At 38.9% G+C, this 20256-nt stretch carries 18 protein-coding genes; 1 reads left to right on the top strand and 17 read right to left on the bottom strand.

Going from position 1 to position 20256, the window contains the following annotated elements:
• Positions 1 to 164 precede the first annotated feature (164 nt).
• From spoVM to COJ96_RS09625, 17 genes are all read right to left on the bottom strand, one after another.
• The gene (gene spoVM / locus COJ96_RS09705) at positions 165 to 248 is read right to left on the bottom strand and encodes a stage V sporulation protein SpoVM (RefSeq protein WP_035445740.1); all 84 of its coding nucleotides are present in this window, start codon (positions 246 to 248) and stop codon (positions 165 to 167) included.
• A gap of 134 nt (positions 249 to 382) precedes the next feature.
• Positions 383 to 1030, bottom strand: a complete 648-nt coding sequence (locus COJ96_RS09700; RefSeq protein ID WP_098572717.1) for a thiamine diphosphokinase — start codon at positions 1028 to 1030, stop codon at positions 383 to 385.
• Positions 1031 to 1086: 56 nt separating this feature from the next.
• A complete protein-coding gene (rpe, locus tag COJ96_RS09695) occupies positions 1087 to 1731 on the bottom strand; it encodes a ribulose-phosphate 3-epimerase (protein WP_098572716.1) in 645 nt (214 codons plus the stop codon).
• 2 nt (positions 1732 to 1733) lie between these two features.
• Positions 1734 to 2615 carry a ribosome small subunit-dependent GTPase A gene (gene rsgA / locus COJ96_RS09690; RefSeq protein WP_098572715.1) on the bottom strand — a complete coding sequence of 294 codons (882 nt, stop codon included), beginning with the start codon at positions 2613 to 2615 and terminating at the stop codon, positions 1734 to 1736.
• Positions 2616 to 2703: 88 nt separating this feature from the next.
• Positions 2704 to 4686, bottom strand: a complete 1983-nt coding sequence (gene pknB, locus COJ96_RS09685; protein WP_098572714.1) for a Stk1 family PASTA domain-containing Ser/Thr kinase — start codon at positions 4684 to 4686, stop codon at positions 2704 to 2706.
• Positions 4683 to 5441 (bottom strand): Stp1/IreP family PP2C-type Ser/Thr phosphatase, encoded by a 759-nt coding sequence (locus COJ96_RS09680; RefSeq protein ID WP_098572745.1) that lies wholly within the window; start codon positions 5439 to 5441, stop codon positions 4683 to 4685. The genes pknB and COJ96_RS09680 overlap by 4 nt, the downstream gene beginning before the upstream one ends.
• A gap of 5 nt (positions 5442 to 5446) precedes the next feature.
• The gene (gene rlmN, locus COJ96_RS09675) at positions 5447 to 6538 is read right to left on the bottom strand and encodes a dual-specificity RNA methyltransferase RlmN (protein WP_098572713.1); all 1092 of its coding nucleotides are present in this window, start codon (positions 6536 to 6538) and stop codon (positions 5447 to 5449) included.
• Between the two features lie 3 nt (positions 6539 to 6541).
• The gene (rsmB, locus tag COJ96_RS09670) at positions 6542 to 7891 is read right to left on the bottom strand and encodes a 16S rRNA (cytosine(967)-C(5))-methyltransferase RsmB (protein WP_098572712.1); all 1350 of its coding nucleotides are present in this window, start codon (positions 7889 to 7891) and stop codon (positions 6542 to 6544) included.
• Positions 7892 to 7893: 2 nt separating this feature from the next.
• Positions 7894 to 8832, bottom strand: coding sequence for a methionyl-tRNA formyltransferase (gene fmt, locus COJ96_RS09665; RefSeq protein ID WP_098572711.1), 939 nt, complete (start codon positions 8830 to 8832; stop codon positions 7894 to 7896).
• On the bottom strand, positions 8829 to 9314 hold the full coding sequence (gene def / locus COJ96_RS09660) for a peptide deformylase (protein ID WP_098572710.1): 486 nt from the start codon (positions 9312 to 9314) through the stop codon (positions 8829 to 8831). Before def ends, fmt begins: the two co-directional genes overlap by 4 nt.
• 113 nt (positions 9315 to 9427) lie before the next feature.
• Entirely contained in the window at positions 9428 to 11839 is a 2412-nt protein-coding gene (gene priA / locus COJ96_RS09655) for a primosomal protein N' (protein WP_098572709.1), read from the bottom strand.
• Positions 11826 to 13049, bottom strand: a complete 1224-nt coding sequence (coaBC, locus tag COJ96_RS09650; protein ID WP_098572708.1) for a bifunctional phosphopantothenoylcysteine decarboxylase/phosphopantothenate--cysteine ligase CoaBC — start codon at positions 13047 to 13049, stop codon at positions 11826 to 11828. Before coaBC ends, priA begins: the two co-directional genes overlap by 14 nt.
• A gap of 319 nt (positions 13050 to 13368) precedes the next feature.
• Positions 13369 to 13587 carry a DNA-directed RNA polymerase subunit omega gene (gene rpoZ, locus COJ96_RS09645; RefSeq protein ID WP_098572707.1) on the bottom strand — a complete coding sequence of 73 codons (219 nt, stop codon included), beginning with the start codon at positions 13585 to 13587 and terminating at the stop codon, positions 13369 to 13371.
• Between the two features lies 1 nt (position 13588).
• Positions 13589 to 14203 carry a guanylate kinase gene (gmk, locus tag COJ96_RS09640; protein ID WP_098572744.1) on the bottom strand — a complete coding sequence of 205 codons (615 nt, stop codon included), beginning with the start codon at positions 14201 to 14203 and terminating at the stop codon, positions 13589 to 13591.
• 11 nt (positions 14204 to 14214) lie between these two features.
• A complete protein-coding gene (remA, locus tag COJ96_RS09635) occupies positions 14215 to 14478 on the bottom strand; it encodes an extracellular matrix/biofilm regulator RemA (RefSeq protein ID WP_026566410.1) in 264 nt (87 codons plus the stop codon).
• Between the two features lie 60 nt (positions 14479 to 14538).
• The gene (locus COJ96_RS09630) at positions 14539 to 15414 is read right to left on the bottom strand and encodes a YicC/YloC family endoribonuclease (protein WP_098572743.1); all 876 of its coding nucleotides are present in this window, start codon (positions 15412 to 15414) and stop codon (positions 14539 to 14541) included.
• A 106-nt stretch (positions 15415 to 15520) separates the two neighbouring features.
• Positions 15521 to 18199, bottom strand: a complete 2679-nt coding sequence (locus tag COJ96_RS09625; RefSeq protein WP_098572706.1) for a calcium-translocating P-type ATPase, SERCA-type — start codon at positions 18197 to 18199, stop codon at positions 15521 to 15523.
• A 298-nt stretch (positions 18200 to 18497) separates the two neighbouring features.
• On the opposite strand from COJ96_RS09625, the gene COJ96_RS09620 reads away from it, so the two are divergent.
• Complete coding sequence (locus tag COJ96_RS09620) at positions 18498 to 20207, top strand: Rqc2 family fibronectin-binding protein (protein WP_098572705.1); 1710 nt, start codon at positions 18498 to 18500, stop codon at positions 20205 to 20207.
• Positions 20208 to 20256: the final 49 nt, after the last annotated feature.

The raw sequence follows: 20256 nt of genomic DNA, 5'->3' as shown, positions 1-20256 counted from the left end.
AAGTGTTTTGCAGTGTCCTCGATAAGGGTGTCTTTTCTTTTTGTATAAAAAAGCTTTCTCTCCAGGAAACTATTTGTATCTATAGGATTCCCCAATTAACAAAATAAAAAGCACCCAAATTAAACGGGTGCCATTGTAAAACGATATCATCATATATACTTATGCTATTCGTTCTTTTTAAACGCTCCAATCATCGCACGGACAAGTCCGCCTAAAAATTTCGGCAGTTTAATCGTATAAAATTTCATACTGTCCCTCCTCACAAATCTCCCCAGCTTATTTCAACTCAACTTTTTTCGAACGCCCTACCATTTTATTCAAACGAACGAAATCAGTACCAAAAACATTGTAGGCACCATTCTGAGTTAGTTACTAAAACATATTAATCATGACTTCTTATCACTATTAATATGCCTTCCGAAAATGAAAAAGTACCATAATCACTAATAAGTTCATTACTAATACATAGTGTTGAACCAATTGAAATATGACGATTTTTCAAAGGGAATTTAAAGCCTTCTAAGGTGAGATTTTGGATATTTAGTGTTACAGGAACAAAAGAAATATATTTTTTTGAATCCATTTTTTCAATCTTATAACTTCCTGCTTCCTTAATAAAAACGATATTATTACGGTCAATTATGCAAATATCCACTTCATTTTTTTCTTGGATCGGTGTGAGCAATAGGTGAACATTCGCAAATAAATGATCCAATCTGCCACCAGTTGCCCCAAATATACGAATGGCGCTTGGATGCTGTTTAAGTGCCCAATTAAGGGCAAGCTCCATATCCGTTTCATCCTTTTCCGGTCTATATTTTTTCAATTCTGTAACACGTTCTTCAATAAATATTAACTCATCTGATGTCACAGAATCAAAATCACCAAAAGCAATAGAGGGAGAAATATTTCTTTGTAATAAATGATAAACCCCTCGATCGACTCCTACCCAAATTACATCATTTACTAAGTACTCCGTTAAATCTGGCAAATGGTCTTCAGGGCCTCCGGCCACAATATTGATAATCATAAAAGTTCTCCTTTTTTACAATATGCAAAAAGCCAGCACGTAAGCTGGCTTTCCCATTAACCTCTTATCAGCGAAATTGCCTTCGCATAATCTTCTTGATTATAAATAGCTGAGCCTGCCACAAGAACATTTGCACCTGCGTCCAAGCAAAGCTTTGCCGTTTCTGAGTTAACACCGCCGTCAATCTCAATCTCTATGTCTAAACTTTTTTGTTCTGCCATTTCTTTTACTTTTCTTATTTTTGGAAGAACCTCAGGTATGAATTTTTGCCCTCCGAACCCTGGATTGACTGACATTAATAAGACCATATCAATTTCACCAATTATATGTTGAATGGATTCCACAGGGGTAGCAGGGTTTAAAACTACACCCGCTTTAATTCCAAAGGATTTAATATTTTGAATCGTGCGATGTAAGTGACGACAGGCCTCTACATGGACAGTAATATAATCAGCACCGGCTTTAACAAATGCCTCAATATATTCATCAGGGTTTTCAATCATAAGGTGTACATCAAGTGGCAGTTTGGTGATTGGACGAATCGCTTCAACAATCAGGGGTCCAATCGTAATATTAGGAACAAAGTGGCCATCCATGACATCAATATGAATGTAGTCAGCTCCTCCTTTTTCCACTGCTAAAATTTCTTCACCTAATTTCGAAAAATCAGCTGAAAGTATAGATGGTGCTATTTTAACCATGTTTAGTACCTCGGCTTTCTATCTTTTATCTCCTGTAAGAAGTCCAAATAATGTTCATAACGATATGCTGGGATTTCATTTGAGTCAACCGCCTGTTTCACACCACATTTAGGTTCACTTACATGCAAACAGCCTCGGAATTTGCAATTTTCACTAGCTGTTTGAATTTCAGGGAAACAAAAAGTTAAATCCTCAGCTTCAATATTGGTAAATTCCAATGAACTAAAGCCTGGCGTATCTGCTATTAGTCCATTGCCAATCTTAATTAATTCCACATGCCTGGTCGTATGCTTTCCTCTGCCTAGATGCGATGAAATATCATTTGTCTTTAACTCAAGGTCAGGTCTAAGGACATTCAGTAACGATGATTTCCCAACACCAGATTGACCGGCAAAAACAGAAATTTTATTATCGACATGCGGATTTAACAGTTCAATTCCTGCTTCTGTTTCGGAAGAAGTCAGGATTACTTTATATCCCGCTGCAGTATATTGCTCTGCATAATCCTTAATCATCTTTTGCTCATCTTCGTTGGTAAGATCCATTTTGGTAATACAAATAAGCGGTTCGATCCGATTAAATTCAACTAGGACTAGGAATCGATCTAATAGGACAGTACTGAATTCTGGTTCAACAGCTGAAAACACTAGAATGGCCTGGTCAACATTTGCGATTGGCGGACGAATTAACTCATTTTTTCGAGTTTTAACTTCCATAATATATCCTTCCAAATCATTTTCAGCTTGAAAAACAACCTCGTCCCCCACAAGAGGGGTAATTTTATTTTTTCGAAATACCCCTCTTCCACGACATTGAATTAACTTATTGTTACCCAGTACATAATAGAATCCGCTTAGTGCTTTAACAATTTTTCCTTCCGGCATAGCCACACTCCTTGCCTTTCAATTAGACCACTCATTTTTGATATTAAAATTTTCGTAATCAATCATAAATAGAGCTTCGTAATATTGATTATTCTGTTTCAGAATAGTTAATTACATCCTCCGCTATGACTTTTCTGTCTCGAATAATCTTGTAGCCGCCTTTTCCGCCATAAGGTATCGTTAATTCAATTTGTTTTTTGGTTGTTTCGGTAATAAAAAAGGTTTCTGCCGGTTCCGTCATACTGTGATTCATATCTTCGATGTAAATAAGAACTTCCTGCTTAGGAATAGGTTCACCGGAAACTGGAACGGTCGGTTCATACTCAATGGATATTTCCTTCACTACCGTTTTTGGGGGCTTTTCTTCTTTACCTTTTGAAATAATAACGGTTACCGTATCACCTTTATTCATTTCTGTTTTAGGTTTTGGATTTTGTGAAATCACCATGTCGGCAGGAACTTTGTCATCATATTTTTCTTCGGTCTCGATCTTAAGCCCTACTAAGGAGGCATAGTCCTCTGCACTTTTTAAAGTGTATTGTGTTAGGTCCTTTAGGATAATTGTTTCTGGTCCCTTACTAACTTCAAACTTTAATTCAGTATCTTCAGGGACAACTTCATCACCACCAGGGGGTGTTTGACTAAGAATCGTTCCTGGTTCACTTTCATCATATATCTCAGTCTTCTTAATATCTTTAAAATTCCGATTTTCCAATAAAGGAAAAACATCGTCATAAACTCTTCCAACATAATCGGATAGTTCAATTTTTTCTTTGCCGGTACTAATATATAATGTAACTTTTGTGTTTTCCTTAACCGTTGTGCCAATTTCAGGGTCTGTCTTTAAGACTTTACCTTGATCAATCGCATCATCCGGAATTTCGATTTGTTTCTCCACCTCTAAACCATTTAGATTAAGTTTGGAAATGGCTTCATCTAATTCCATCCCGCTTATATCCGGGATTTTGACATCTTTTGCAGCCAATAATCCAGGTAAAAAGGTTATAGTTAAAAGCCCTAAAACAGCAAGGATAAGAAAAGTTGTAATGAGGACAGCGGGCCATTTTTTCCGCTTTTTCTTAGTCTCTTTTTCTTTCTCAGGTGTCTCCTTTTTGGTTTGGACAACTTTATCTGTACTATGGACTAATGTTTCATCCAGATTTTTATGCGGACGGTCATCGGTAATAATGGGAATTGCCTTTGTTGCTTCATCATCGATTGGAATGTTAAACTTAGGTTCATTCATTCTTTCTGGATCAAGCGCTGTTCTTATATCCTCTTCCATTTCATCAACACTATTATAACGATGAAATGGATCCTTTGCAGTTGCCTTCAAGACTATATTCTCTACACTTTGTGGAATATTTGAATTCCACCTTCTTACAGAAGGTGTTTCTGATTGAAGATGCTTTAATGCAATCGAAACGGCAGATTCCCCCGAGAAAGGAAGCCTCCCTGTTAAAACTTCAAACATTACAATCCCAAGCGAATAAATATCTGACTTCCTATTTGCCATACCGCCTCTTGCTTGTTCTGGTGATAAATAGTGTACTGAACCCAAAACCGAATTAGTTTGGGTAATGCTTGTTGCACTCAATGCCATAGCAATACCAAAATCAGTGATTTTTACATTGCCTTCCCGATCAATAAGTATGTTATGTGGTTTAATATCACGATGTATAATATGATTTTGATGAGCATGAGATATGGCAGAAGTTAATTGCATCATAATATCTAAAGCTTTTTCGACACGAAGTGATGAATGTTGGTTTATGTATTGCTTTAATGTTTGCCCATTCACATATTCCATTACAATATAGTAAAGAGAATCCTCTTCGCCTACATCGTATATACTGACAATATTGGGGTGGGTAAGACTAGTAGCAGACTGTGCCTCTCTATGGAAACGGCGAATAAATTCCTCATCATTAACAAAATCAAGGCGGAGCATTTTAACAGCAACTTCTCTGTCTAAAATCATATCATGTGCTAAATAAACATTTGCCATACCGCCTCCGCCAATCATTTCAAGCACTTTATAGCGGCCGCTTATTCTTTTCCCAATAATCACTGATAATCACCCAATTCATTATCATTAGCATATTCTAAAATAATTAGGGTAATATTGTCTTCTCCACCATTCTCATTTGCCATGGTAATTAATGTAGAAGCCTTTTGTTCAAGTGAATCTTCACTTTGAAGAATTTGAATCATTTCTTTTTCATTTACTTTATTGGATAACCCATCAGAGCATAGTAAAAGATAGTCACCTTCTTCAAACATGATTGTTTTAAAATCGATTTTAACATCTTGTTCCGTTCCTAATGCTCTTAAAATCCAATTTTTCCTTGGATGATGCTCCGCATCCTCCTTGGTAATTTGTCCCGTTCTGACTAATTCGTTGACAAGTGTATGATCCTCTGTAAGCTGCTTGAAGCCCGAATCATTTAAAATATAACAGCGACTATCCCCAACATGTGCTATGGTTGTAAAATTCTCTGAAGCTATGACCGCTTCAATTGTTGTGCCCATCCCCTCACATTCCACATGGCTTCTGGAATGGTCATATAGTAATTGATTCACTTGAAGAACATGCGTTTTTAACCAAGCTTCCGCTTGATCTGCCGTTTGAATGCCTTCAGACTTCTCCCACATTTCCTGGAGATGTGAAACAGTCATATTACTTGCTACATCACCGGCAAGGTGACCGCCCATACCATCAGCTACGATGGCAAGGCGGTGTCCGTCCCGATTTACAAAAGTACCACCACTATCTTCATTATTCTGACGAACTCTTCCTTGGTCCGTTTTAAAAACAGCTTTCACTTTTGTCACCTCGTCTCCTCTTTCCGCTCCTTTGCACGAAGTTGCCCACATGCTGCAGCTATATCTGAACCTTGCTCTCGGCGAATCGTTACATTAATTCCGCGGTTTTTCAATGTTTTTTCGAAAGCAAAAATTTTGTCTCTTGGTGTCCGTACATAATCCCTTTCAGGAACATAGTTGACAGGAATTAGATTCACATGGCACTTCAATCCTTTTAATAGTTCAGCTAATTCTTCGGCATGCTCAACTGAATCATTAACTCCTCCAAAAAGACCATATTCAAAGCTGATTCGGCGACCTGTCTTATCGATATAATACCTTACTGCCGTCATTAAGTCATCAAGTTTATACGCCTTGTTAATCGGCATTAACCTCGATCGTAATTCTGTATTTGGGGCATGCAAGGAAATCGCAAAGTTAATTTGCGTGTCTTCATCGGCAAACTTATAAATCTTTGGAACAATTCCACTTGTTGAAACGGTGATATGTCGTGCTCCTATGTTAAGCGCCTTTTCATGATTAATTATTTTTAAAAATGACATCATATTATCATAATTATCGAATGGTTCACCAATCCCCATGATAACAACAGAGCTTACCCGTTCATCGGTTTCATCTAGTGTTTGCTGGACTTTAACTACTTGAGCAACGATTTCGCCAGCCTCCAAGTGTCTTTTAAGTCCGCCTAGTGTAGAAGCACAAAAGGTACAACCAATTCGACAGCCTACCTGGGTCGTGACACAAACGGAGTTCCCATAATCATGACGCATTAATACAGTCTCAATCGAATATCCATCATGAAGCTCAAAAAGAAACTTAATGGTTCCATCAGATGAGGTTTGTTGAATTGCCGTATTTAATGTAGTTAGTACAAAATTACTTTCTAACTTTTCTCTAAGGCCCTTCGAGACATTACTCATATCCTCAAAAGATGTAATTCTTTTTTTATAAAGCCATTCAAAGATCTGTTCGGCACGAAATGGCTTTTCACCATTTTCAGAAAGCCAATCCTTTAATTCTTGTAATTGTAATGAATAAATTGATTTTTTCTTTACTTCCGCTGTTGTGTTTGTCTCAGTTGTATTTAATTGTTCCAACTGTTACACCCTCTTTCTTAATACTGCTATATAAAATCCATCTGACCCAATATCTTGTGGGAATATCTGTAAATCGAAACCTGTAATTAATGGCTGGATTGCTTCAGGCATCCGGCTTTTAAATGTTACATCCCCTTCGAATTCAGGGTTGTTCTCAAGAAATGTTTTGACTGTATATTCATTTTCTTCTTTATCGACTGTACATGTACTATAGACAAGAATACCGCCCTTTTTCAATAACGGGGTTACGGACGTTAATAAGTCTTGTTGAATGGTACTTAGCCGCTTTATATCCATCTCTGTTTTGGTATATTTCATATCTGGCTTTCTTCTCATTACACCGAGTCCGGAGCACGGAGCATCGAGAAGAATTCGATCAAATGATTCAAGCTTAAACTTCTCCTGTAAATTTCTTGAATCAGAGACACTTGTTTTAATATTTTCTAACCCTAACCGTTTGGCATTGTCATTGATTAATCTTACCTTGTGCTGATGAAGGTCTACTGAAATCACTTCACCTGTATTGTCCATTTTTTCAGCAATATGGGTACTTTTACCACCTGGTGCCGCGCATGCATCGAGGACATATTCGTTTGGCGATGCACCTAAAGCATATGCTGCAAGCATCGAACTTTCATCTTGGATGGTAAACATTCCATATTTGAAGGAAATGGTTGAAGCCAGATTTCCCTTTAACGAACGAATGGCCTCAGGAATGACCGGGCTTTTTTCGATTTGAAAACCATCTTCTTCTAAAATGGAGATACATTCGTCTCTTGAAATTTTCGTAAGGTTCACTCTAGCTGTTTGCAATGGTGCAGTTAGGTTGACCTCACACATTTCTTTCGTTTTATCAAAACCGAATTGAGCCACCCATCTGGTAACAAGCCATTCCGGATGACTAGTTTCAAGTGCCAGCCGCTTATTGGGATCGGCGATTTCTGAAAGTGACGGAAGCCCTTCTCTTTGGATGCTTCTTAAAACTCCATTTACTAAACTGCCGATTCCTTTATGACCACGATTTTTGGCAATTTCAACTGCTTCGTATATTGCAGCTCTATCAGGTATTCGATCAAGGTAAACCATTTGATATAGAGTGAGCCTTAATAAATGGTGAACCCAATTTGCTAACTTTTTATTTTCTTTGACAAACGGCTCTAAAAAATAGTCAAGCGCCATTCTTCTCTGTAATGTCCCATAGACTAATTCTGTTAAGAGGCCGACATCTTTGGCAGGAAGTTCGTTTTTTTCAATGGTAGAATTAAGAAGTAAATTGCTGTATGCCTGATTTTTCTCAATAGCAACTAGCATGTCCATTGCGATGGTTCGTACATTGTTTATGGTTGATGTCATTGCTATTCTCCTAGTCTCGTGCCTACTGAAATTTTAGAACCTCTTAAGAATTGTTCACACAGCATTTTTGATTTCCCGGAAGGCTGAAGTTCAATGATTTTAATGGCTGTTTCATTTCCCGTACTAACCGTGAAGCTATCTGATTCTACCTTAAGGACAGTACCAGGTTCTACTCCCCTTTGCCCCGCTTGCTTATTAGCTCGCCATATCTTTACCACCTGACCATTCAAGGTGGTAAACGCAACCGGCCAAGGGTTTAATCCACGAATATGGTTATAGATTTCTTCACCGGTTCTTGTCCAGTTAATTTTTTCTTGTTCTCGTTTAATGTTGGATGCAAAGGTTGCATCGGCATGGTTTTGCGGCTTTGGCGTAAGTCGGCCCTCCAAAAGAAGCGGCAAGGTTTCCGATAACAATTTAGCCCCGGCTTCACTTAGTTTGGCGAAAAGTGTTCCAACATTGTCTTCTTCAGTGATAGGAACCTCAATGCTTGTTAAAATATCTCCAGCATCTAATTTTTCAACCATATACATGATTGTCACACCTGTTTTCTGTTTCCCTTGAAGAATAGCGTAATGGATAGGAGCACCGCCGCGAAGTTCAGGAAGCAAGGATGCATGAACATTGATACAACCGTATTTAGGGGCTTCTAATAATTTATTGGGTAAGATTTGACCAAATGCGGCCGTAACAATTAAATCAGGTTTCAATGATAGGATCTTTTCGAGTTCTTGTTCTTGACTTATTTTTTCTGGCTGAAAGACCGGAATATCATGTTTTAAAGCCTCAACCTTTACTGGAGGGGGGGTCAATATCTTTTTCCTGCCAACTGGTCGGTCTGGTTGTGTCACTACACCAATGACATCATATCCGTCATTAATAATTTGTTGTAAAACCGGCACGGAAAAATCCGGAGTACCCATAAAAACAATTTTGGTCATTCAGCTTCTACTCCTTTTAACTCATCTTCTTCTAGATATCTTGTCACCTTTGTTGTAAATAAAATCCCATCAAGGTGATCGATTTCATGTTGAATTGCTCTCGCGAGAAAGCCCTCTGCTTCTAATGTATATTTTCTTCCTTTACGATCAAATGCCTCAATCTTAACAAAATTGGGTCTTGTCACTTCACCAAACAAGCCAGGGAAACTTAGACAACCTTCTGGTCCAGTTTGTTCACCAGATGTTTCTAAGATAACTGGGTTTATCATTTCAATTGTCCCTAATTCATCATCGATATCAACAATTGCGATGCGTTGGTCTAATCCAATTTGCGGGGCAGCAAGCCCTACCCCATCATATTCAATCATCGTGTCATACATATTATCAAGTACTTTTGCCAGCTTTCTATCAAACTTCACTACTGGCTTGCAAGCCTGCTCTAGTATTTCAGCAGGATAATTAACTACTTTAAGGATTGGCAAATCGTTTCCCCCATTAATGCCATTTAAAAAAAGGCGTAATTAAATTTTTTATTGCTTACATTTTCACCAAAAAAGCGAAATATTAACCTTTACAGCCTCAGGTAATAAGATGGTTACATTAAAATAAATGGATTCACATCAATTGTTACCAGTAAGCCACTCTTTGTATCTGTTTGATATTGATCCAAAATGGTTTTTAACATTTTTGTCAAGTTCGGTTCCCGCTTGTATTTTATCAGACATTGATAGCGATATCTATTATTAATCCTAGGAATTGGCGAGGCCGCCGGCCCTAAAACGACGGCATCATTTGAAACCTGAGAGCGAACATAATTAACAATTTTTTCTGTAGCTGTAACGACTGTCATTAACTGCTCATGACTGACAGTGATCAATGATAGATAATAAAATGGTGGATAATGATGTGTTTTTCGCATCATCATTTCTTGTTGATAAAAGAGATCATAATCCTGTGTCCCGGCAAGCTCAACACTATAGTGTTCAGGAGTGTAGGTTTGAATAATGACCTCTCCTGGCAACTGGTGACGTCCTGCCCTCCCGCTTACTTGGGTTAATAATTGAAAGGTTTTTTCAGAGGCACGAAAATCTGGTAAATGAAGCATAGTATCAGCCGAAAGCACACCAACTAAGGTGATATTGGGGAAATCCAAGCCTTTTGCAATCATTTGTGTCCCGAGGAGTATATCTGCTTTACCATTTTGAAAATCGGTCAATAATCGTTCGTGGGACCCCTTTCTACCTGTTGTATCCACATCCATACGAATAACCCTAGCTTCTGGAAGAATTTTTCCTAACTCATCTTCCACCTTTTGTGTACCAGTCCCAAAATAGCGGATATACTCACTGGCGCACTCCGGGCATTGCCTTGGCACATGGCTTTCATAGCCACAATAATGACATTTCATTTGTTCGTGAACACGGTGGTAGGTTAGCGATATATCACAATTAGGACAATTCATCACATACCCGCAATCGCGGCACATCACAAAAGAGGAATGTCCACGTTTATTTAAAAATAAAACAGATTGTTGTTTTTTTTCAATTCGGTCTTTTAACATCTCAAATAGCTTGCTTGAAAACATCGAACGATTTCCATTCCGAAGCTCCTCGCGCATGTCAATGATCTCCACTGAAGGCAGGGATTGATTATTCATCCGAGTAGGAAGTGATAAAAGATGATATACCTTCTTTTGAGCTCTAGCGAATGATTCGAGCGATGGAGTTGCGCTTCCAAGTACTACTGGGCAGTTATAGTTTTTCGCCCTTTCGATGGCTACATCCCTGGCATGGTATCGAGGCATTTCCTCCTGCTTATAGCTTGTTTCGTGTTCCTCATCAATGATAACGATGCCTAAATTTTCAAATGGTGCAAAAATTGCTGATCTAGCACCAACTGCTACTTTTACTTCCTTCCGTTGAATCTTACGCCACTCGTCATATTTTTCTCCTGCAGATAAACCACTGTGCAAAACAGCCACTAAATCCCCGAATCTTCCTTTAAAGCGATTAACCATTTGAGGGGTAAGCGAAATTTCTGGTACAAGTACAATCGCCTCCTGTCCTCTTTCAATCACCTCTTGGATGGATTGGAGGTAGATTTCTGTCTTCCCACTTCCCGTTACCCCGTACAACAAAAATACCTCATGTCGATTTGATTCAATTGAGTTTAGAATTGGCGCAATTGCAGTTTGTTGGGAATGGGTTAATGGTAATGGCTTTGTTCTTTTAAACGTCCTATCTTCAAATGGATCACGATAAACCTCCATGTCATACTCAATAAGGAGCTTTTTTTCCACAAGCGCTTTAATGGTTGAGGATGTCGTTTTTATTTCAGCGACCAATTGTCTTAATTCGATAGGATCAAAATGATCGACAAAATAACTTAATACTTGTTTTTGTTTTTCCGCTTTCTTGGGGAAGCTCTTAAGGACCTCTTTTAATTCAGCAACAGAAACTACTGGACGAAGAAACTTAAGTTGTTTCTTTTTGACCTTTTCCTTAACAATGTATGTAACTTCCAGTTTTCCTTTCGCTGCCTCTTTTTGTAATAAGGGAACCATTCCATTTTTTAATGCGTCTTCCCAATCAACCATTATTTTATTTTCAAAAAGAGCTTGAAGGGGTTCTGTTAAATCAGCCAGTTGTACCCCCACAGCCAGTTGCACTCTTTTTTCATACTTTGCTTTTAATGCAGCAGGCAGCATCACCTGATAGGCAAATATTTTAAAACAAAGTGTATGTTCGGTCAGCCAATCGCCAAGTTCTAATAATTCTTTGTTTAAAACAGGCTCGAGCTCCATTGGTTCGATAATCTCTCTTAACTTTTTAAATTCTGAATGTGATTTTAACGAGGTGACAAATCCTTGGATCTTTCTAGGACCGAATGGAACGATTACTCTCATTCCAGGCTGGATGACTTCGCTTAACTGCTCTGGAATCAAATAATCGAAGGCCCGGTCGGTTTGCTTTGTCGGTACATCCACAATCACACTAGCTATCTCCATTTTCATCCATATCCTTTAAAAGGGAAGTAATTTCTTCAATAATCATTTTTGCTACATTACTTTTTGACATAAGTGGTAATTCGATTGCGTTTCCTGAACGTTTATACAGGGTAACAATATTCGTGTCCGTCCCAAACCCTGCCCCTTCCGCTTTCACATTGTTGGCGACAATTATATCAGCGTTTTTAGCAGTTAACTTTTTTCTAGCATATTCTTCCACATTATCCGTTTCAGCAGCAAAGCCCACCAGCACTTGGTTCCTCTTTCTCTTTCCAAGCTCCATCAGGATATCTTTTGTTCTTTCCAATTCAATACTCGAGTCACCTGCTTGCTTTTTCACCTTATGATCATAGGTGATTTTCGGACGATAATCAGCAACGGCTGCGGTTTTTATGACAACATCCGCTTTTGAGTAAGATTCCAAAACAGCCTTGTACATTTCCTCCGCACTTTCCACTTTCACCACTTCGATTCCTAAAGAAGCTGTAAGATTGACCGGACCTGAAACTAATACCACATGAGCCCCTTGTCTCTTTGCCTCTTCAGCTAGAGCATACCCCATTTTCCCGGTCGAATGATTTGAAATAAACCGAACAGGATCAATTTTTTCACGAGTCGGTCCTGCAGTTACTACAACAGTTTTTCCTTTTAAGGGCTGGTGCTCTCGCTTGATAAAATATTCTCTGATGATATCCACAATTTTTTCCGGTTCTTCCAATCGTCCCTTTCCAACATAGCCACAGGCTAGATATCCTTCACTAGGTTCAATGAATTGATAACCGTATTCCTCTAAGAGTGATAAGTTTTTTTTCACAGCAGGATGATCATACATATGTACATTCATGGCAGGAGCAATCCAAACAGGCGAGGTGGCTGCAAGCAATGTTGTTGTTATCATATTATCTGCGATTCCGTTCGCAATTTTCCCAATGGTATTTGCCGTAGCAGGAGCAACTAGAATTAAATCAGCCCAATCTGCTAAATCAATATGTGCAATGACACGCGGATTGATTTCATCAAAAGTATCAACATGCACTTCATTGCGAGATAATGCTTGAAAGGTTAATGGGGTAACAAACTTTTGAGCTGATTCACTTATAATTACTTTTACTTGTGCTCCAGTCTGAACAAGCTTACTTGTTAGTGCTGCTGCTTTATAGACAGCTATTCCACCTGTCACACATAATAATATTTTTTTATCTTTCATCATCATCGCTTCCCTCGCTTCTTAATCCATTTGTCTTTCTTTTATTATGCAAGAATGAATGCAATTTTTCATCTTTTACCTACCATCATTCGACAAAATCCACTAAATATTGAATCACCAAAATAAAAGCTGAGTTAAACATGTCTGTTGATTTCCGTTCCAGGCACTTCGCTTTCCGCGGGCGTGCCGGGGAGCCNNCAACAGAGTGCCAAAATCAAAATCAACATTAACCTTTAATACAGCCAAATAAAAAAGGCTGACACGTAAGGTTTATCCCTTTTGTCACGCCTTCTCTAATGATTTCTAATCGTATAATTATTTATTATTCAGCAAGTGTATCTGCCTTTTTAGAAATCCGATACGTTAATTCACCGCTATAAATTTCCTCAAGTGCTTTACCCACATGCTTATGAGAAACATATTTTGGTAATCTTTCATCCTTAACTTGGGACATTACCCGCGCCCGCTTGGCAGCCACGGACACTAGTGAGTATTTAGAATCAATTTTTTCAAGCAACGAATCAATAGAAGGATATAACATCTTATTCAACCTCCAGCAATTTTTTATAGCGATGTTCTACACGTTCTCTGCGGCAATGTTCGGCAGTGACAATAGCTTTCACACGTTCACAAGCACGCTCCACTTGGTCATTTTCAACGACATAATCATATAATTCCATCATTTCAATTTCTTCACGGGCAGACAACATCCGGTTTTGGATAATGTCATCAGTTTCTGTTCCCCTTGTCACAATCCGGTTCTTTAATTCGGATAAACTTGGCGGCATTAGGAATATAAATAAACCTTCAGGAAACTTTTCACGAACCTGACGGGCACCTTTTACTTCAATTTCTAAAAAGACGTCTTTTCCGGCATCTAATGTTTCACGAACATAGTCCACAGGGGTACCATAATAATTGCCGACAAATTCGGCATACTCTAACAGCTTTTCCTGCTTGATTAAATGTTCAAACTCTTCTCTTGACTTAAAAAAGTAATCAATTCCATCAATCTCCCCTTCTCGCGGTGAGCGGGTTGTCATCGAAATTGAATACTCAAAAGCTGTATCCGGATGTGAAAAAATCTCTTTCCGTACCGTTCCCTTTCCAACCCCAGATGGCCCAGAAAGCACAATTAACAATCCCTTTTCCTGCATTTTCAAAAATCCTACCCTTCATCAATTATTTCATCACGATCAGCTAAACGGTGTGCGACCGTTTCTGGTTGAACAGCTGATAGAATAACATGGTCACTATCCATAACAATTACTGCTCTTGTTCGTCTGCCGTATGTGGCGTCAATTAATGCACCACGGTCGCGGGCATCTTGAATAATTCTTTTTATTGGAGCAGATTCAGGGCTGACAATTGAAATAATTCGATTGGCAGAAACGATATTGCCAAATCCAATATTAATTAATTTAATCGACATGGTCTTCATCCAATCATTAATAATATATTTTGACCGTCTCAAACCATTTCTAAACAAGGTTCACTCGATATTTTGAACCTGTTCCTTCAACTTCTCGAGCAAACTTTTAATATCAACGACCTGTTTAGCAATGTTGGAGTCATTTGCTTTTGATCCAATCGTATTTGCTTCTCTGTTCATTTCTTGAACAATAAAGTCCAACTTTCTTCCAATTGGTTCTATACTTTGCAGGGTATGCAAGAACTGTTGAATATGGCTTTTTAAACGGGTAACTTCTTCATTGATATCTGCTTTATCAGCAAAAACGGCAACTTCCGTTAATATCCTAGTTTCATCTAATTGCCCATTAACGAATTCTTCCATCCTTTTTGTTAAGCGTTCTTTATATGATTGAACAACGAGGGGAGCGAATTTTTGAAGTTCCAGCACATTTATTTCTAACTGTGACAAGATAGCGAGCAAATCCTTTTTTAATTCTTCTCCTTCTGCCAATCGCATTTGTCTTAACAAATTGGCTGCTTCCTCTGTTGCTTCTAGAACTAGCCTTTCCAGCTCATCATTGCCGATTTCACTTTCTTCAATATGTAAGAATTCACTTCGACTAAGTAAATCCTGAAGTGTGACTATTCCTTCAACATGATACTTTTCACGTACCTGCTCGATGATTTGAGAATATTCATCCAGGAGTTTCCAGTCAACATGGACTTTTCGGGTTACACTTCCTTCACCCTCTAAGGTGACATAAACTTCAACTCTGCCACGGCGGATATACTGACTTAGTTTCTTTTTCAAACGATCTTCTATTTTTAATAGCTGCCTGGGCATTCGGATATTCATTTCACAAAAACGGTGGTTCACTGTTTTTATTTCTACATTTACAGAGAAAAGATCTGACTCTGCCTTAGCTCTTCCGAAACCCGTCATACTAGTTACCATTTTGTGCACATCCAATCTCCTGAAAAATTGATCTGCTCCCTAAATTTTTCAAAAAAGACAAAAGGTAATAGAGTGGAATCTATTACCTTTTGGATTATAACACACTTTATTTTGTTTTTCTTAACAAAAATGACCCAGCTAGTAAAAAAGTTGGAATCGATGATAACCCAACAATCAGTAACCAATCCTTTGCTGCGATCGGAAGTGTATGGAAGACTGGCTGTAACGGCTGGTAATATATAACAACCAGCATCAATACTAGTGACGATACCACCGCCCAAACAAGATATGGATTTCCAAAAGGATTTCTTGAAAGGACCGATTTTTCACTGCGGCAATCAAATACATGAATGAGCTGTGCCATTACGAGTGTAGCAAAGGCAACAGTTTGTGCATATTGCAACTGTGTTGGGTCGTTATGATAGACAACCATGAAAGACAACAAAGTTACAATCCCTATTAAGAAACCACGCGATACAACTTTCCAGCCTAACCCACGCGAAAAAACACCTTCATCTGGGCTGCGCGGCTTACGTTTCATCACATTTTCTTCTGGTCGGTCGAGTCCAAGTGCCATCGCTGGCAAACCATCTGTTACCAAATTAACCCATAGGATTTGGATAGGGATCAATGGAAGTGGAAGGGCTAAAACCATCGCAAACAACATCACCAAAATTTCGCCTACATTGGAAGCCAATAAGTAACGGACAAACTTCCGAATGTTTTCGTAAATATTTCTACCTTCAACTATCGCTGCCTTAATTGTGGCGAAGTTATCATCCAACAGAACTAGTGCAGATGCTTCTTTAGCAACATCTGTACCGGTTATTCCCATTGCCACTCCAATATCAGCTGCTTTAATGGCTGGAGCATCATTTACTCCATCACCCGTCATCGCAACAATATGGCCGCGATTTTGTAATGCTTTGACAATTTTCAGTTTATGCTCTGGCGATACCCTGGCGAAAACGGAAACATCATTAACGACTTCTTCCAATTCTTCGACAGACATTTGCGATAGGGCATTTCCATCAATGACCTTACTCTTATTGGTTATGATTCCAAGTTGGGAGGCAATTGCTTTCGCTGTGATCACATGGTCACCGGTTATCATAACTGTTTTTATGCCTGCTTCCTTACATTCCTTGACCGCCTTTTTCACTTCTGGTCTTGGCGGGTCTATCATTCCTTGGATACCAATTAGGGTTAGATTCTTCTCTGCCTCATGTTCGCTTAATATGACGGTGTTAGCCTGGATTGGTTTAAAGGCAATCGCAATCGTTCGAAGAGCCTGTGACGCAAGGCCGTTTATTGCCTCTTGTACTTTGGACTGTGTTTCTTTATTTAAAAATTGCGTTCTATCGTCCCAAAGGACTGATTCACTAATTCCTAATAGGACATCTGGTGCCCCTTTGGTGACAATGAAATTCCGCCCCTGCTTGTCTTTTACATGCACACTCATCATTTTACGAGCAGAATCAAATGGGAATTCTTTAATAATTGTAAATTCATCTAATAATTTAGGACGATCAAACCCTGCTTTCATGGCACTTACTAAAAGTGCTCCTTCAGTTGGATCTCCATCGAGAAAATAATCATCTTCCCTGACAACTAAATCTGAATGGTTACATAACATCCCAAAAATCAGCATCTGCTGAAGTGCTTTTTCATCTTTAGGATTAATATTTCGTTCATTTCTATAAAAATTTCCTTTGGGTTGATAACCGACCCCATCTACAGTCCAGGTTTGCCCTCCGCTCCAGAGGTGAGTAACGGTCATTTTGTTTTGCGTCATTGTTCCCGTTTTATCTGAACATATGACCGATGCACAACCAAGTGTTTCAACCGCCGGAAGCTTCCTAACAATCGCATTTTTCTTAATCATTTTTTGGACACCAAGTGATAATGCTACTGTGACAATCGCTGGGAGTCCTTCCGGAATGGCAGCAACAGCAAGTGAAACACCTGCTAAAAACATCTCATAGATGTCGTGTCCCCTTAAAACACCAACCACTACCACCAGAACAGTTAACAACAATGCGACAGTTATTAAAATTTTTCCCAATTGTTCTAAGCGCCGCTGTAATGGTGTTTCCTGAGTCTGTGCATTTTGAAGTAAATCTGCAATTTGCCCCATAGCTGTTTTCATTCCTGTTGCAATGACAACCCCAACACCGCTTCCCCTCGTGATCATTGTACCCATAAATGCAATATTCTCCATGTCACCTATTCCTGGGTTTGGATTAGCTAATGATTCGGTATGTTTAGAAACAGGAACAGACTCACCGGTTAGGGCCGATTCTTCAATCTCTAAACTATTTGACTCAATTACCCTAACATCTGCACCAATTCGGTCCCCGCTAGTAAACTTCAAAACATCGCCAATAACAATTTCTTTCGATGGGATCTTGATCCACTGTCCATCCCGAAGCACTGAAACTTGGGGAGCAGATAATTCCTTTAAAGCCTGGAGTGATTTCTCCGCTCTTCTTTCTTGAAAGAAGCCTAGAAAGCCATTAATAATGACGATGGCGATAATCGCAATGGCATCAATGTATTCGCCAAGCAACCCAGATATCAGTGTAGCAGCAAGCAGCACTAAGACCATAAAATCCTTAAATTGACTAAAAAATAAGAGTAAAGCCGATTGCTTTTCTCCTTCGTCCAATTCATTTAGACCGTGCAGCTTCACCCGTTTTTTTACTTCTTCCTGCGATAATCCAGAAGAAAAGTCGGTTTCTAGGGCCTTTTCTACTTGATCTATCTTCATTTCATGGAATTTCATCCGACCATCTCACTTCCCCCTTTAATACCTTGTTTAGTCTAGCTCCAACGCCTAGCCCCTCGAGGTCGCTTCGGTCCTGCCGATGAAGTCAAAGAACGACTTCACCGGCATGCCCTCCAGCGCTTGTCGGGGCTGACCAGGCGTTTCCGCTTTTCATTCCTAAAGAAAGCTTATTCAGGGTCGTCCCAAAAAATGCTATGATATAGTGAAAGTTAAAATAGATAATAAGTTAAAATAAGACAGTCTTTTTTTGGTAAGCTATAATTAATACATATGAATGTAGTAAAGGATGTTTTCCATGTCATTTGATGGTTTATTTACAAAAGCAATGGTCGATGAACTTGTCCGTTCGTTAAAGGGCGGAAGGATTAATAAAGTTCATCAGCCCTATAAAAATGAAGTGATTCTCACCATTCGTGCCAATGGTGTAAATCAAAAACTGCTATTATCGGCGCACCCAAGTTATGCACGAGTTCAATTCACTGAAGAGTCATATGATAATCCAAGTGAGCCGCCAATGTTTTGTATGCTGCTCAGGAAACATATTGAGGGTTATATATTAGAGGATTTATATCAAAAAGAAACCGATCGGATGATTGTACTAGAAATTAAGGGACGGAATGAGATTGGGGATATTAGCTACAAGCAATTAATTATTGAAATTATGGGTAGACACAGCAATATTGTACTCGTTGATAAATCCCGGAATATCATTCTTGACAGCATCAAACATGTCTCCTTTGCAGTGAACAGCCACAGGGCGATTATGCCCGGACAGCCTTATGTTTTCCCTCCAGAACAGCATAAGCAAGATCCATTTCATTGTGATCAGGACGATCTATTACGAAAGATTGATTACAATGCAGGGAAAATTGATCGCCAATTAGTTGAACAATTTGCTGGGATTTCACCACTATTCGCTAAGGAAGTAATATTCCAGAGTGGCCTTGCTAATCGTGCTACTGTCCCGGGAACGTTTATAAGTATGGTTAAAAAAGTTGCATCTGGTGATATTTTCCCCTCCATTATCTCGGCAGGCGGGAAGGACGCATTTTACTTATTTCCACTTGAGCATCTGAAAGGAGAAATAAAAACATATCCCACGCTAAGTGAAATGCTTGACCGCTTTTATTTTGGCAAAGCCGAAAGAGATCGGGTAAAGCAGCAAGGGAATGATATTGAACGATTTATTCATAATGAAAAAGAAAAGAACGAAAAGAAAATTGACAAACTGAACGTTACATTAAAAGAAGCTGAGCGTGCGGAGCAATTTCAACGCTATGGGGAACTTTTAACAGCCAATTTATATGCAGCCAATAAAGGGATGCGTGAAATTGAAGTGCTCGATTATTATGATGAATCAGGTGGGACGATTATCATTCCACTAGACCCGCGGAAGACACCATCTGAAAATGCCCAGAAGTATTTTTCAAAATACCAGAAGGCAAAAAATGCAGTTGAAATTGTTATTGAGCAAATCGAGAAAGCCCAAGTTGAAGTTTCCTACTTTGATAATTTATTACAGCAAGTACAAGCTGCCTCCCCTAAAGATATTCAAGAGATTCGTGAAGAACTTGTGGAGGGTGGATATATTAGGGAACGGCAAAAGAAGAAACTGAAGAAGGCACAGAATGCCAAGCCAGTATTAGATCATTTTAAATCGAGCGATGGTACCGATATTATCGTTGGCAAAAATAATAAACAAAATGATTATTTAACCAATAAATTGGCAGCAAGGGATGAGATTTGGCTTCATACAAAAGATATCCCTGGCTCACACGTGGTAATTCGAAGCAAAGAACCATCAAATGAAACGATTCGGGAAGCTGCCATTTTAGCCTCCTATTTTAGTAAGGCACGAAATTCCAGCTCTGTTCCTGTTGATTTTACAAAGGTTCGATTTGTAAAAAAACCTAGTGGGGCAAAGCCAGGATTTGTGATATATGATAATCAGCAGACAATATATGTCACGCCAGATGAGGAATTGGTACTTAAATTGAAGAAATAGAAAGAAAAGAAGGCATCCACAAGGTCGTGGATGCCTTCTTTTTCTATTT

It is taken from the genome of Bacillus sp. AFS073361 (genome assembly GCF_002567005.1).
In the GTDB taxonomy this organism is placed as follows: domain Bacteria; phylum Bacillota; class Bacilli; order Bacillales; family Cytobacillaceae; genus Neobacillus.
Note: the sequence above shows the minus strand (reverse complement) of the source record. Positions and strands in the feature narration are given on the sequence as shown.

Bases quoted from the DNA above. Each gene is read 5' to 3' on its own strand.
- COJ96_RS09700 (WP_098572717.1), bottom strand. From the start codon at position 1,030: ATGATTATCAATATTGTGGCCGGAGGCCCTGAAGACCATTTGCCAGAT.
- spoVM (WP_035445740.1), bottom strand. From the start codon at position 248: ATGAAATTTTATACGATTAAACTGCCGAAATTTTTAGGCGGACTTGTC.
- COJ96_RS09630 (WP_098572743.1), bottom strand. From the start codon at position 15,414: ATGGTAACTAGTATGACGGGTTTCGGAAGAGCTAAGGCAGAGTCAGAT.
- coaBC (WP_098572708.1), bottom strand. From the start codon at position 13,049: ATGATGAAAGATAAAAAAATATTATTATGTGTGACAGGTGGAATAGCT.
- COJ96_RS09620 (WP_098572705.1), top strand. From the start codon at position 18,498: ATGTCATTTGATGGTTTATTTACAAAAGCAATGGTCGATGAACTTGTC.
- COJ96_RS09625 (WP_098572706.1), bottom strand. From the start codon at position 18,199: ATGAAATTCCATGAAATGAAGATAGATCAAGTAGAAAAGGCCCTAGAA.
- gmk (WP_098572744.1), bottom strand. From the start codon at position 14,203: ATGCAGGAAAAGGGATTGTTAATTGTGCTTTCTGGGCCATCTGGGGTT.
- fmt (WP_098572711.1), bottom strand. From the start codon at position 8,832: ATGACCAAAATTGTTTTTATGGGTACTCCGGATTTTTCCGTGCCGGTT.
- priA (WP_098572709.1), bottom strand. From the start codon at position 11,839: ATGGAGATAGCTAGTGTGATTGTGGATGTACCGACAAAGCAAACCGAC.
- rpe (WP_098572716.1), bottom strand. From the start codon at position 1,731: ATGGTTAAAATAGCACCATCTATACTTTCAGCTGATTTTTCGAAATTA.
- rpoZ (WP_098572707.1), bottom strand. From the start codon at position 13,587: ATGTTATATCCTTCTATTGATTCGTTGCTTGAAAAAATTGATTCTAAA.
- remA (WP_026566410.1), bottom strand. From the start codon at position 14,478: ATGTCGATTAAATTAATTAATATTGGATTTGGCAATATCGTTTCTGCC.
- rsmB (WP_098572712.1), bottom strand. From the start codon at position 7,891: ATGACATCAACCATAAACAATGTACGAACCATCGCAATGGACATGCTA.
- rsgA (WP_098572715.1), bottom strand. From the start codon at position 2,615: ATGCCGGAAGGAAAAATTGTTAAAGCACTAAGCGGATTCTATTATGTA.